Below are 13,311 nucleotides of genomic sequence, written 5' to 3' on the forward strand. Positions count from 1 at the left end.
CGGTATTTAAGAGGTTATCTGTAAATAAATTTTAACGATAAAATTTATTTACAGACCTCTCTTATACCAATAAAAATTTTTATTAGGTTTTATATCGATGAATAATCAAGGTAGAAGTATTTTAGCTTGGGCAGCACTTTTTATTTTTGTAATATTACTTTTTAATGTGTTCCAATCTGACAGTTTACTTGGTGGAAGAAATAATATAACTTTCTCGGATTTTTTAACACGAGTTGATGAAAAGACCGTTAATTCGGTAAAAATTCAGGGTAGAGTAATTGAAGGCACTTCAAATGACGGCTCTACTTTTAATACTTATGCTCCTGATTATCCTGATTTAGTAAATCGTCTTACTAGCAATGACGTTAATATTGAAGTAGTGCCTCTTGAAACAAGAATGAATACCTTTTTAGGCTTTTTAATTTCTTGGTTTCCTATGCTTTTATTGATAGGTGTTTGGGTTTTTTTCATGCGTCAAATGCATGGAGGTGGGAAAGCCATGGGGTTTGGAAAATCTAAAGCTAGGTTGCTATCAGATAAAGGACCAAAAATTACCTTTAAAGATGTAGCAGGTATCGGTGAAGCAAAAGAAGAATTAACTGAAATAGTAGATTTTTTAAGGGATCCAAGCAAGTTCCAAAAGCTTGGTGGTAAAATACCGAAAGGCTGCTTACTTATAGGTCCTCCCGGAACCGGTAAGACACTTCTTGCTAAAGCAATTGCAGGTGAGGCTAATGTTCCGTTTTTTAGCATATCCGGCTCTGATTTTGTTGAAATGTTTGTAGGTGTCGGTGCAAGCCGTGTGCGTGACATGTTTGAACAGGGTAAACGTAATGCTCCTTGTATTATCTTTATCGATGAAATTGATGCGGTAGGTCGTCATAGAGGTATCGGTATGGGTGGCGGCAATGATGAACGTGAGCAAACCTTAAACCAAATGTTAGTCGAAATGGATGGATTTGAAGCAAATGAGGGAGTTGTGATCATTGCAGCTACAAACCGTCCTGACGTTCTTGATCGTGCATTACTGCGTCCCGGTAGGTTTGATCGTCAAATTGCCGTTGCAAACCCTGATATAAACGGTCGTGAGCAAATTCTAAAAGTACATTTAAAGAAAATTAAATATAATAGTACGGTACTAGCACGAATTATTGCTCGCGGTACCCCGGGCTTTTCCGGTGCTGAACTTGCTAACTTAGTTAATGAAGCTGCTCTTATTGCTGCAAGGCTTGGTAAGAAAGAAGTAGATATGCACGACATGGAAGAGGCAAAAGATAAGGTGCTGATGGGAGTTGCACGTCGCTCCATTGCAATGTCGGAGAAAGAAAAAAGGTTGACTGCATATCATGAAGGCGGACATGCATTAGTAGGACTTTATTGTCCTGCAGCATCGCCTATTCATAAGGCTACGATTATACCGCGTGGTAATGCTCTTGGGATGGTGCAAAGACTTCCTGAAACTGATGAATATTCTCAGAATCGTGAACAGATGGAATCATCTATAGCAGTTTATATGGCAGGAAGAGTAGCGGAGGAAATTATTTTCGGTAGAAATAAAGTTACCTCAGGAGCTTCGTCGGATATAAAAGGTGCAACTAATATTGCCAGAGCGATGGTTACAAAAGCAGGTTTAAGTGATTTAATAGGACCGATATTTCACGGTTCAAGTGGTGACGATATGTATGGTAGACAACCTAATAATGAAACCTCGGAAGCTACTGCAGAGTTAATTGATGCTGAAGTTAAAAGAATTATTACGCAAGGATATGAATTTGCAAAAGATATTTTAACAAAACATATAGATCAACTTCATACCTTAGCAAATGCTTTAATTGAATATGAGACATTGTCCGGTCAGCAAATTAAAAATTTACTTAGTGGTAGAGCTTTAGATTCAGAAGAGGAGAATAAATTTCCTTTTAATGATTCATCTACTATAAAAATAGATAAAGAAAAATCACCTGAGAAAACAAAAACAACTAAAGCTAAAAAAGAAAATTACGCTTCCTAAGTTTAGTAGTATAATTTATGTATAAATTTATAGATTTATTTTGTGGTATCGGTGGTTTTAGAAAAGCCTTGGAAATAAAGGGTCTTGAATGTGTTTTTTCATAGACAAAGACGTACAAGAAGCATATAAAAGAAATTTCGGTGATAAGCCATACGGTGATATTACGGAAATATCAGAAACCAAAATCCCTAAACATGATATTTTATATGCCGGTTTTCCTTGCCAATCTTTTAGTATTTCAGGTAAGAGGCTTGGTATAGGAGATGTAGACTTTTGTATGAAATAATCATAATAGTACAATATCACAAACCCTATATATTATTGCTTGAGAATGTTAAAAATATTCTGAATATTAATAATGGCAGCGTAATTGAAACTAAAAAATTAGATGAGATTATAAAATATATATGACTCAATAAAAGAGCAGTTTAATGGATAATGGAATATACTCGATCAACTTCAAAAATTGGCTAAGTCGTTCTACAAGTACTGCGGTACTCACGTATTAAGTATATGCTGCGTTCCTCGTCTTGTGAACTCCTGGCTCTTTTTGCAGTTGATCTTCGTATATGGATTGCTAACTATAAATATCGTCATTGTGAGTAGGCGTTGTTGCGTGGACCAGTAAATGCTCTTGATGTCATTCCCGCAGAAGCGGGAATCCAGTAAAACCTACAAAAAATTTGTTTTTTTAGGTTTATTTTGTTAGTACTAAGACTATTTTTTCTGGATTCCTGCTGCTGCGGGAATGACATCGGTATCCACGCTGGCAATACCTTGTGAGTAACTGTAAGTAGCATGGCAACCTAGAGACATTAATGTCATCCACGTAACAGGTATGAAAGATTGTGAATTAGCTAATTATTTTGTATAGTTCTAAAAACAAATTTTAAGAGAGTACTTAAAATGGCAGAGTTAAGGTTACCGCCAAATTCAGTAGTAAAAAAAGGTAGAGAGCATAAAGAACAAGAGGAAATGCTTAAACCTAGAAAGATAAAAATTTATAGGTATGACCCTGATCTTGATAAGAATCCTACTATCGATAGTTTTGAGATAGATTTAAGCAAAACCGGACCGATGGTTTTAGATGCTTTAATTAAAATCAAAAACGAAATCGATTCTACTTTAACTTTTAGGCGTTCTTGTCGGGAAGGAATTTGCGGTAGTTGTGCAATGAATATTGACGGTACAAATACTTTAGCATGCATAAAACCAATAGAAGATATATCAGGCGATATCAAAATCTATCCGCTTCCTCATATGAAAGTAGTGAAAGATTTAGTACCTGATATGTCGCATTTTTATGCACAATACGAATCTATAGAACCTTGGCTCAAAACCGATAGCCCTACCCCTTCAAACTCTGAAAGGTTACAGTCGATTAAAGACCGAGAAAAGCTTGACGGTTTATATGAGTGTATATTATGTGCTTGCTGTTCTACTTCTTGTCCTAGCTATTGGTGGAACGGTGATAAATATTTGGGTCCTGCGATTTTACTACAAGCATATAGATGGATTGCCGATTCAAGGGATGATAATACCGGTGAACGTCTTGAAGCTTTAGAAGACCCATTTAAGCTTTACCGTTGTCATACGATTATGAACTGTACTAAGACCTGCCCGAAAGGCTTAAATCCTGCTAAAGCTATCGGTAAAATAAAAAGTTTAATTGCAGAACGTCACGGTTTGTGATTCTTAATTAATTATTTTTAAAAATGATAAAATAATGAAAAAAGCAATTATTTTCTGTTGATTGTAATAATACCATGATACAAGGTGATATGAATTATTGTGTCGCTGCAGAATATAAGAAAGTTGATAAGAAACTAAATCAAATATACCAAGAAATATTAAAACATATTTCAGACAAACGAGAACAAGTTAATTTACTTAAAAAATCCCCAAATTTATGGATTAAGTACCGAGATGCTGATTGTGAATTTCGAAGTTTTGGGGTTTATGGCGGTTCCGTATATCCAATGATACTGCTTATGTGTCTTACATCTTACAGGAAAAACCGAAGAGCGTATAAAAAAGAATTTGAAGCCATGCTGAAATGTGAAGAAGGGGACTTAAGTTGTCCATTTATAATCAAGACTCAGAACCTAGGTTTTTTTGTGGACATTTCTAGTTGATTTGCTATTTTGAGGTATTTTGTAACAAAAATTAATAAGATTTTTGCGGAATAGTTAGTCATATTTCAAAAAAATCTTATAATTTGCAGCAACAAATAGCCAAAATTAAATCTTTTTAGAAATGTCCACAAAACCTAAATTAATTCATAATTTGTAATACTTTAAATAATTCTCCCATTTGTTTCGGTGATATTAGTCTTTCTACCTGTCTTTCTATTATTTGTGCCTGCTCAGACATCTTTCCAAACTCTACTTCTAGAGGTAATTTATACGTCGATCCGATACTCGCATCCTCACGTACTAAAGTGTACGCTGCGGTGCTGCGTTTCGTGTCTCCTTTAAATTCCTCTCTATAAGCGAATTTGGCAAGATGTCTATCATTAAGCTTGTCTTGCAATGTTTGTTTACGTAATAAGATTCCATTTTCTATTAAAAAATCTCGTTGCGATATTGTATCTATTACGTTTATTTTGCTGTTTTTAGCTACCGTCTTTAATGCATAAAAATCCACATGTGCCGATAAATCAGCTTCTCCAAGATTTTCAAGGATGGGGCAATATTTATGGTTTTTAACCGCTTGTAATGTTTGATTATATTGATATCTAGTTCTACCATTCGGAGCTATATCATAGCCGTAATCTATTATTAAGCCACTGCCGCTTAGTCTTTTTAGATGCTGCGCTATAAATTTTATAATTTCTATCGATTTATAAGATTCTTCAAGTACTGCCCCGTCTTTTGCTTCAATATGAGTACACAGCAGATATTCTTGTAGTTGCTTATTAACGCTTATTTTATCGTATTTAATTCTTTCGTCTACCGGCTGCACTACAAATATTCTTTCATACCATAATTCCTTGACTTTAATATATTGCTTTATCGGTATAGCATCAAAGAATTCGTTAGCTATTATTATAGTAGGTTTTTTTGGTATATCTTCTACAAATGATTGATGACTAATCGGTAAGTTAATATCTTGTAAATTAGCCTTTTGATAAGCAATAAAATTTTTATTAATTTCTATTAGTTCAATTGATAAGGCTTTATAAAATTCCGGTACTAATTTTGCAGTACGTAGTAAATCACGCATTAATAGACCTCGACCAGGACCAAGCTCTACTAAACTAAGACTTTTTGGGCAGCCAATTCTTTGCCACTCTCTGATACACCATAAGCCGATAATTTCACCGAATAGCTGTGAAATTTCAGGAGCCGTAACAAAGTCACCTTCATTAGCTAATGATTTTACTTGCTTATAATAGGAAGTAGGATTTAAGTTTAATACCTCCTGCATGAGGACATCGCAAGTAATATAACCGTTTTGATCAATTAATTGTCTTATTTTGGATTCGATTGACATATTAAATAACTTCCTAAAAGTAACATAGGTACAGATAAAATCTGTCCCATAGTTAAGCTATCTAAAATAAACCCGATTTGTATGTCGGGTTCTCTAAATATTTCAATAGTGATTCGGAAAAGACCGTAAAATGTGAAAAATATTCCTGAGTTTAAACCGCACTTTTTAAGAGTTTTGTGCTTAAATGTTGTATATGCTAAGATACTAAATAATACTAAACCTTCAAAAAAAGCTTCATATAATTGACTAGGATGTCTTGGCATCAAATCGCTATTCGGAAAAATCATACCAAAAGAAGAATTTGTAATACGTCCGTATAGTTCGCCGTTAATAAAATTAGCGATTCTACCTAAAAATAATCCGATAGGTACTACAGGGGCTATTATATCCGTGAGACTTAAAAAATTAATTTTATATTTTCGGCAAAACAAATAAGCAGTAATAATCCCCCCTAAAGCTCCGCCATGGAAAGACATCCCGCCTTCATAAGTTTTTAAGATATCTATTGGATTTGAAAAATATCTAGAAGGGTTATATAATAAAACAAACCCTAGTCTGCCTCCGACTATTATGCCTATAACGGCATAAGTAATGAAATCTTCTAGATTTTTTTTGGTAATTTGAGGCTTAAATTTTTCTATAATTTTATTTGCATAGAACCAGCCTAGCAAAATTCCTATTACATATGAAAGAGAATACCAAGAGATAGCAAGTGGACCTATAGAGAAAATAATTGGATTGATATTAGGAAATGTCATAGATAAATAAGTTATTTAATTCATTTAACGTCTGAGTTACGGAAAATTACGTAAGTAATTGACTAGGCAATTCAGTTTTTTATTATTTTTATGGGTTGCCGCAGCTGCTTCGTGGCTTTGCAATGACAGTATCTATATTTGCTTAGCAATACCAAATTCTTTTGAGTTAAAATTATTGATAAAAATAAAATTCTTAGTAATAATAAAAAAGATTTATATTTATAATAATAATGATAGGTAAAATATGCAATATTTAATGGATCTATATCATACCTCAAGTACTGAGTTAGTATTATTGTTTGTTATGTTAGTATCTCTTATACCGGTGATATTTCTAATTAAAAGATTAATTTTTATTCCGGTAAAAAATTATTTAACTAGACATCATTATGATGATTATGAAAGGATAAAAAAATATCCTATATTTCGTTATTTATTACATACTTTATTAGCACTTTACTTTGTATGTTGGGGCAAGATTTTTCATCCTACTTCTTTTAAAGCACATGTATTACTGGGAATCAAAGATACTATAGTAATCTTATATACTGGTATATCTGTGACGATGTTATTATTAACGCTTATAGATGCTTTTGCAGATCTGTATCACAATAGAATCAAAGCCGTTACAAAAAATGCACCGCTTAGCTTATATTTTCAAATATTAAAAATTATTGTCATAGTTATTGCAGCAATGGTAACTATTTCATATATATTAAATATTTCGCTTAGTACATTCTTAACAAGCTTAGGTGCAGCCGCAGCTCTTTTAACATTTGTTTTCAAAGATACTGTTTTAGGATTACTTGCAAGCTTGCAACTAACTACTCAAGAAATTATTAATATTGGAGACTGGGTACGTATAGGCGCAATTGAAGGAACAGTTGAAAAAATTACTATTTCCGTAGTAACAATTAGGAATTTTGACCAATCTATTTCCACAGTTCCTACTTACAGCATTTTAAATTCTAACGTAACTAATTATAGAGGAATTAGTGAATCAGGAGCAAGAAGGGTAAAGAGAGTATTTAATATTAATATGGCAACTATTAACTTCTGTGATGCTACTATTTTAAAAGCACTAAAAAAATCTCCTTATATATCAAAGGATGTAATAGATAAAATCACTCTTGATAAAGAAGAGAAAAATTTAACCAACATTAAACTATTCAAATTATATATTCAGGAATATCTAAAAAATAATCCAGCAGTTTATACCGAAGGGTTTACTTTTCTAGTAAGACAGCTTGAACCTACGGTTAATGGGTTGCCTATAGAAATATATATCTTTGTTAAAGAAGTAAATTTAGTAGGTTATGAAAATATACAGGACAATATTTCTGAACATTTCATTTCTATACTTCCTGAATTTAAATTAAAAATATTTCAGAATGTAGGAGTGGTATAATATATCCGAAGTAAAATGAAAAGTAGTAAAAATAAATTAAATTTGTATCCAAGATGGAAGTTGTCTTTCAGCTTGGATATTTACTACTTTTGAAAGCAAAGAAGTATATTATACTACTTGATTATTTGCTCTAAATGCTTTAAAACTTAAAGCTTTAAAAATATTAAAATTTAAGACCTAGGAATGAATAATAATATAATTAATTTAATAGCCGCTATTATACTGTCTTTAAGTATAATTTTCGGTTGGCAGTATTTTGTTGTAAAACCTGAACAAAAAAAACAGCAACAGCAAATAGCAGTGCAGAAAGCAGAAAATTTAAAGAAACAACAGTTAAAAGCTTTAGTCGAACCTGCAACTGGTATTATTGTGCAAGAAGAAAGTCAAGTACAGCGTATTAAAATAGAATCTGAATCACTTACCGGTTCTATTTCATTAAAAGGACTTAGATTTGATGATTTAATATTAAAGAAATATAAACAAGATTTATCTAAAAATAGTCCTGAAGTGAGATTATTTTCACCGGCTAATACAGAAAATGCATATTTTGCTGAAGTTGGTTTAGTTAGTAATTTATCTAGTGTAAAACTCCCTAACAACGATACTATATGGAATAGTGATAGTGAAATATTAAGCCCTGAAAAACCTGTGCATTTATTTTGGGTTAATGAAGACGGAGTTAAATTTTTAGTTACTATTACTGTCGATGAAAACTATTTATTTACTATAGAGCAAACCATCGTTAATAATAGTGATAAAGAACTTCCTGTGCAATCTTACGGTTTAATAAATCGTAAATATATTGCCGTAGAGAAAGCGGTGAATATATTACATCAAGGACCTATCGGGTGTATAGACGAGAATCTTAAAGAATATTCTTATGATGATATTAAAGATAAGAAAAGTGAAAAATTTGCAGCAAGTAAGGTTGATTGGATAGGGATTACCGATAAATATTGGTTATCTTCCTTGATTCCGGATAAATCAAGTAATTACAGCTCGAATTTTAATTATGCTCCTAAGCAAGGGACTGAAAGATATCAGGTAGATTTTATTTCACCGGTACAAATAATAAAGCCTGGCGAAAATTTTTCAATTAAAAGCAGAATTTTTGCTGGAGCAAAAAAAGTAGACTTGCTTGATAAATATGAAAAGCAATATGATATTAAATTATTTGATAGAGCTATTGATTTCGGCTGGTTCTATATAATTACCAAACCGGTTTTCTACGCCATGAATTTTTTCTATGGCTATGTCGGTAATTTCGGTGTTAGTATATTAATTGTTACGGTTATAATTAAGCTATTAATGTTTACTTTAGCCAATAAGTCTTATCGTTCGATGAAAAAAATGAAAAATTTACAGCCGGAAATCGATAGGATAAAAAATTTATACAGTGGTGATAAAGCACGTTTAAATCAAGAAATTATGGCTTTATATAAAAAAGAAAAAGTAAATCCGGTAGCTGGTTGTTTACCTATACTTGTTCAAATTCCGGTATTTTTCTCCATTTATAAAGTATTGTATGTAACTATTGAAATGCGGCAAGCACCGTTTTACGGCTGGATTAAAGACTTATCTGCATCTGACCCTACTACTATTTTTAATTTATTCGGCTTATTACCGTTTTCGCCGCCGTCATTTTTAATGATTGGAGCATGGCCTATTTTAATGGCTATTACTATGTTCTTACAGCAAAAAATGAGTCCTGAACCTGCGGATCCGATGCAAGCTCAAGTAATGAAATTTATGCCGCTAATTTTTTTATTTATGTTTAGTAGTTTTCCTGTGGGACTTTTAATATATTGGTCTTGGAATAATATTCTATCCATAATTCAACAATATTATATTAATAAATTTAATTAATGAGAATAGATAAAAATTTACCTAATTATTTAACTATTGCTCGAATAATGGTAATTCCAGTTATTATACTGGTATTTTATATAAATAATTCACTTGCACGTACACTTGGGGCATTATTATTTGTTTTAGCTAGTATTACGGATTTTTTTGACGGTTATATTGCAAGAAAATATAATTTAGTTACAAGTTTCGGCAAGATGTTTGACCCTATAGCAGATAAGCTACTTGTAGGTTGCGTTATTATCATGCTACTAAAAAAAGATAATGTAGATGAGATACCTTGCTTATTAATTTTAGCACGAGAATTTTTAGTTAGCGGTCTTCGGGAATTTTTAACTCTAGTAAAGGTTAGTGTGCCTGTATCGAGACTTGCTAAGGTAAAAACGTTTTTACAAATGTTTGCTTTATCGATATTGATACTAGGCTCAAAAGGTTCAGGAATTATTTATTTAGATATAGTAGGGGAAATAATTTTATGGATTGCCGCTTTTTTAACAATCATTACAGGTTATTCTTATTTTAAAGCCTGTAAGAAATATTTTTAAATAGGAGAATTTTATGATACATGTAAAATATATAATTTTAGGGTTTATTATGGTGTCTAGTTTAAATCTTTACGCTGCTAACAATGATATAATTGCCAATAAGAAAGTTGTGAAGGTAGAAGTAAGTAATGAACATTTAAAAACATTAAATGAAGCTTCTACTCTTTTAATTAGTTGTGTAGATTTTAGATTAATAGACGAAACAGATAAATTAATGAAGCAATTAGGATTAGAAGATAATTTTGATAAAGTATCACTGCCCGGTGCATCGCTTGCTCTCATTAACGACAAATATACTTATTGGGGAAAAACAATAGAAGATACTATTGAGATTTTGCAAGAATTACATAACATAAAACAAATTGTTTTTCTTGATCATAGAGAATGTGGAGCTTATAAAATACTTATAGGTCAGGAACAGCTAAATACCAAGGAAAAAGAAACGGCAGCACATGCAGCAATTTTAAACAAGGCCCGTGATATAATAAAAGAAAAATTCCCCCAATTAAAAGTTTATACTTTTTTAATGGGTCTTGATGGTGTAGTAGAGCAGATTTATGAAATACCTAGCTAAAAGCGGAGTTGTTGTATGGATAGGTTTATCCGTCATTGCGAGGACATTGCGTAGCAATCTCAGGAGTTTGTTATTATTTCATGAGATTGCCGCCACAGCCTACGGCTGTTCGCAATGACGATTTTTGACCCGCACAATAACGGCTAAGAAAAGTAATTTATTTTGTATTTTTGCTCTTATTATCATTAGAATCAGCAGTATTATTCTTTTGGTCGTTTTCTACCGTTAGCTTAGAGATAGATAGTTTTTGTTTATATTTTTGTTGCTCTGCTAAAAAATTTTGAGCCTCTTTGGAAAGCCTGTTATATAGTTCACATTTCTTCTTATTAATCTTGACTATTGCTACTCTATATTTTTGTATTTCCTCCCGTACTTCCGGTTTTATAGTACCGGCGTAAGCAGAAAAATCATCTATAATTTTTTGTGTTGTAATATCGTTAGTTTTTGCTGCATCTTTTTTTGAGCCGTCAGAAGTTGTACTATTGGCAAAGCAGCTTGTACTAAGTAAAATAGCTATTCCAAATATTATTTTTTTTATCATATAAACCTTAAGCCTTATTCTTGATAAGTAGACCATTTTTAAGTCTAATAGTCAATAGACTTCTTTTGGAACTCTACTTCTAGGGGTAATTTATACGTCAATCCGGTACTCGCATCCTCACGTACTTTTTTATACGCTGCGGTGCTGCGTTCCGTGTTTCCTCCAAATTCCTCCCTATAAGCGAGTTCGAAAAGAAGTCTATTATATAATAGAAATTATATGTATTTTCTATTTGTATGTTATTGTTTGGTGAGTATAAATATACTAATAGTTGGGAAAAATATACAATATTATAATAATAACGCTCAAGAGTTTTATAGCAGAACAATCAATGCAGATTTGTCTGATAACTATAAAGCATTTACTAGCTATTTACCTGAACAAGCTCATATTTTAGATGCAGGTTGCGGAGTTGGTCGTGATACACGATATTGTTTAAGTCAAAGATATCAAGTTACTGCTTTGGACGGTTCAACCGAAATGGTTAAATGAGCTATAAAAGCAACCGGAATAGATGTACTGCACTCCACTTTTCAAGATATCGATTTTAAGGAGTCGTTTGATGGTGTTTGGGCTCAAGCAACTCTCCTTTATGTACCTTATAATGAAACAATCAATGTGTATAAAAATTCATGCTGCATTAAAGCCGGAAGGCATTTTTTATGTTTCTTACGGATACGGTTCAGATATTATACAACGTGATGATCGCGATTTTTACAATATGCATGAAGATACAATAAAACCTTATTTTAACAGGCTTTTTGAAATAGTTAAAATATGGACGGAAAAGAGTAAGAGATTCTCTCCAAGTAAAGAGGCATTATGGTTAAATTTTATTGTTAAAAAAAGTAAAACAATATGATTAGATTAGTTTACTTATTTCTTGCTTTAATAATCAGTTTTAAAATATAAAGGAATATAAAGGCTTAACATATAATCGTTATGAAAAAGATAAGCATGTGATTCATGTCTTAACTATTGATCCTAAGAATTTTGGGTTAAAACTAGTTAAAGCTCATAATCAGGTGATAAGGCAGAGAAACAGTAAACGTTATGGCATACCGCACTAATGCAGCTGCTGCTATTAATGTCGGATTCTTTGAAATCGCTGGTAGTGATGACGGCAGACCAAGTCTTACTTTAATGATAGACAGCAAGCTATTTAGCCTTAGAAAACAACTACAAAGTTTGTTAATTATAGATCAGGGCAATATTCAAATTACCAAGGCTAGTGCAAAAATTTTAGTAGCAATAGGCGATAAATCTGTTATTCCAAATCAAGTTCATTATTTTTCAAACCTAAAAGATATTACTTTCTATAATGATGTTTGGGCGTCTACCACATTAACGTCGTATACTAACAAAGAAATTTTGATTGATCAGAATAGGTCTAATTTTATTGTTACGGCAATAAGTAAGCATGGTGATAATCAAATCCCACAGAAAGGCTTTATATTGTCCTTTCCACAAGCAACAAGTTTGCCGGTAGTAAATATAAATGATTCTGTAAAGTTAATTTTGGAATTTATCGATAAAGACGGTAAGCTTATAAATTTAAGTAACACTGCTTCAATAGTAACCGGTATTCCCTTATTGGTTCAAAACGGTAAAAATGTTGTAGATAATCCAAAGCAAGATGATCCGGCTCATGCTCGTACTGCCTTAGGAGTGTGTAATGACGGCACTATAGTTATAGTTGTAGTCGAGCATATTTATAAGCAACATGTAAAAGACCTTAAGCTTGTGCAAGTAAGATCAATATTACGGCAAGAGAAAGAAATAAATGTTGATAAATTAATAATCCCTGAAGCTTTGAAAATTTTAGAAAAACACCTTGTTAATTATACTGTGATAGGATTAACTAAAACAGAACTTGCAGATTATATGTTAACTTGGATATGAATCGGCAATCAATTTATACGGTGGCGGTTCTTCTACATTATTCATGGGCGGAAAAATTATAAATAATGTAACAGGTGATGAAGATGAAGCTTTAGGCGAACATCGCGTGCGTCCCGTATCCGATTCAATAGTATTATGCCAAATAATATAAAGTAAATTTTCGCGGGAATGACATACTCAAATTTTAGCTAGAATGATATTTGAGATTTAG

At 32.2% G+C, this 13,311-nt stretch carries 14 protein-coding genes and 2 pseudogenes; 12 read left to right on the top strand and 4 right to left on the bottom strand.

Annotated elements, in window-relative coordinates; translation table 11 throughout:
• The first annotated feature begins 97 nt into the window (after nucleotides 1-97).
• From ftsH to ACSFFC_RS02790, 4 genes and pseudogenes are all read left to right on the top strand, one after another.
• The gene (gene ftsH / locus ACSFFC_RS02775; RefSeq protein WP_014410303.1) at nucleotides 98-2,011 is read left to right on the top strand and encodes an ATP-dependent zinc metalloprotease FtsH; all 1,914 of its coding nucleotides are present in this window, start codon (nucleotides 98-100) and stop codon (nucleotides 2,009-2,011) included.
• A gap of 17 nt (nucleotides 2,012-2,028) precedes the next feature.
• Nucleotides 2,029-2,422, top strand: a pseudogene (locus ACSFFC_RS02780) (DNA cytosine methyltransferase).
• Nucleotides 2,423-2,917: 495 nt separating this feature from the next.
• Entirely contained in the window at nucleotides 2,918-3,703 is a 786-nt protein-coding gene (locus ACSFFC_RS02785; protein ID WP_014410306.1) for a succinate dehydrogenase iron-sulfur subunit, read from the top strand.
• Nucleotides 3,704-3,777: 74 nt separating this feature from the next.
• Nucleotides 3,778-4,146 (top strand): lysozyme inhibitor LprI family protein, encoded by a 369-nt coding sequence (locus ACSFFC_RS02790; protein WP_014410307.1) that lies wholly within the window; start codon nucleotides 3,778-3,780, stop codon nucleotides 4,144-4,146.
• Nucleotides 4,147-4,285: 139 nt separating this feature from the next.
• Here ACSFFC_RS02790 and ACSFFC_RS02795 read toward each other — a convergent pair whose 3' ends face one another.
• Together ACSFFC_RS02795 and lgt are read right to left on the bottom strand one after the other, a co-directional pair.
• Entirely contained in the window at nucleotides 4,286-5,506 is a 1,221-nt protein-coding gene (locus tag ACSFFC_RS02795) for a class I SAM-dependent methyltransferase (protein ID WP_010976756.1), read from the bottom strand.
• Nucleotides 5,485-6,264 (bottom strand): prolipoprotein diacylglyceryl transferase, encoded by a 780-nt coding sequence (gene lgt / locus ACSFFC_RS02800; protein WP_014410308.1) that lies wholly within the window; start codon nucleotides 6,262-6,264, stop codon nucleotides 5,485-5,487. Before lgt ends, ACSFFC_RS02795 begins: the two co-directional genes overlap by 22 nt.
• Before the next feature lie 244 nt (nucleotides 6,265-6,508).
• Between lgt and ACSFFC_RS02805 the strand changes: the two genes are divergently transcribed.
• The 4 genes from ACSFFC_RS02805 to ACSFFC_RS02820 all read left to right on the top strand — a co-directional run bounded on the left by ACSFFC_RS02805 (nucleotide 6,509) and on the right by ACSFFC_RS02820 (nucleotide 10,657).
• Complete coding sequence (locus ACSFFC_RS02805; RefSeq protein ID WP_014410309.1) at nucleotides 6,509-7,672, top strand: mechanosensitive ion channel family protein; 1,164 nt, start codon at nucleotides 6,509-6,511, stop codon at nucleotides 7,670-7,672.
• 183 nt (nucleotides 7,673-7,855) lie between these two features.
• A complete protein-coding gene (gene yidC / locus ACSFFC_RS02810; RefSeq protein WP_014410310.1) occupies nucleotides 7,856-9,538 on the top strand; it encodes a membrane protein insertase YidC in 1,683 nt (560 codons plus the stop codon).
• The gene (gene pgsA, locus ACSFFC_RS02815; RefSeq protein WP_012719345.1) at nucleotides 9,538-10,083 is read left to right on the top strand and encodes a CDP-diacylglycerol--glycerol-3-phosphate 3-phosphatidyltransferase; all 546 of its coding nucleotides are present in this window, start codon (nucleotides 9,538-9,540) and stop codon (nucleotides 10,081-10,083) included. The genes yidC and pgsA overlap by 1 nt, the downstream gene beginning before the upstream one ends.
• A 13-nt stretch (nucleotides 10,084-10,096) precedes the next feature.
• On the top strand, nucleotides 10,097-10,657 hold the full coding sequence (locus ACSFFC_RS02820; RefSeq protein ID WP_004996838.1) for a carbonic anhydrase: 561 nt from the start codon (nucleotides 10,097-10,099) through the stop codon (nucleotides 10,655-10,657).
• A gap of 157 nt (nucleotides 10,658-10,814) precedes the next feature.
• Here the strand turns inward: ACSFFC_RS02820 and ACSFFC_RS02825 are convergent, their stop codons facing one another.
• A complete protein-coding gene (locus tag ACSFFC_RS02825; protein ID WP_014410311.1) occupies nucleotides 10,815-11,198 on the bottom strand; it encodes a hypothetical protein in 384 nt (127 codons plus the stop codon).
• A 50-nt stretch (nucleotides 11,199-11,248) separates the two neighbouring features.
• Nucleotides 11,249-11,398: pseudogene (locus tag ACSFFC_RS02830) on the bottom strand (palindromic element RPE1 domain-containing protein); the annotation flags it as partial.
• A 19-nt stretch (nucleotides 11,399-11,417) separates the two neighbouring features.
• On the opposite strand from ACSFFC_RS02830, the gene ACSFFC_RS02835 reads away from it, so the two are divergent.
• From ACSFFC_RS02835 to ACSFFC_RS02850, 4 genes are all read left to right on the top strand, one after another.
• Nucleotides 11,418-11,690, top strand: a complete 273-nt coding sequence (locus ACSFFC_RS02835; protein WP_014410312.1) for a class I SAM-dependent methyltransferase — start codon at nucleotides 11,418-11,420, stop codon at nucleotides 11,688-11,690.
• A gap of 112 nt (nucleotides 11,691-11,802) precedes the next feature.
• Nucleotides 11,803-12,060: a hypothetical protein gene (locus ACSFFC_RS02840; protein WP_014410313.1), complete on the top strand. Its 258-nt coding sequence runs from the start codon at nucleotides 11,803-11,805 to the stop codon at nucleotides 12,058-12,060.
• A gap of 191 nt (nucleotides 12,061-12,251) precedes the next feature.
• Nucleotides 12,252-13,100, top strand: a complete 849-nt coding sequence (locus tag ACSFFC_RS02845; RefSeq protein ID WP_014410314.1) for a phosphodiester glycosidase family protein — start codon at nucleotides 12,252-12,254, stop codon at nucleotides 13,098-13,100.
• Nucleotides 13,101-13,143: 43 nt separating this feature from the next.
• On the top strand, nucleotides 13,144-13,251 hold the full coding sequence (locus ACSFFC_RS02850) for a hypothetical protein (RefSeq protein ID WP_014410315.1): 108 nt from the start codon (nucleotides 13,144-13,146) through the stop codon (nucleotides 13,249-13,251).
• Nucleotides 13,252-13,311 lie beyond the last annotated feature (60 nt).

Origin of the sequence: Rickettsia parkeri, from assembly GCF_051427245.1 — a bacterium.
Classification (GTDB): Bacteria; Pseudomonadota; Alphaproteobacteria; order Rickettsiales; family Rickettsiaceae; genus Rickettsia; species Rickettsia rickettsii.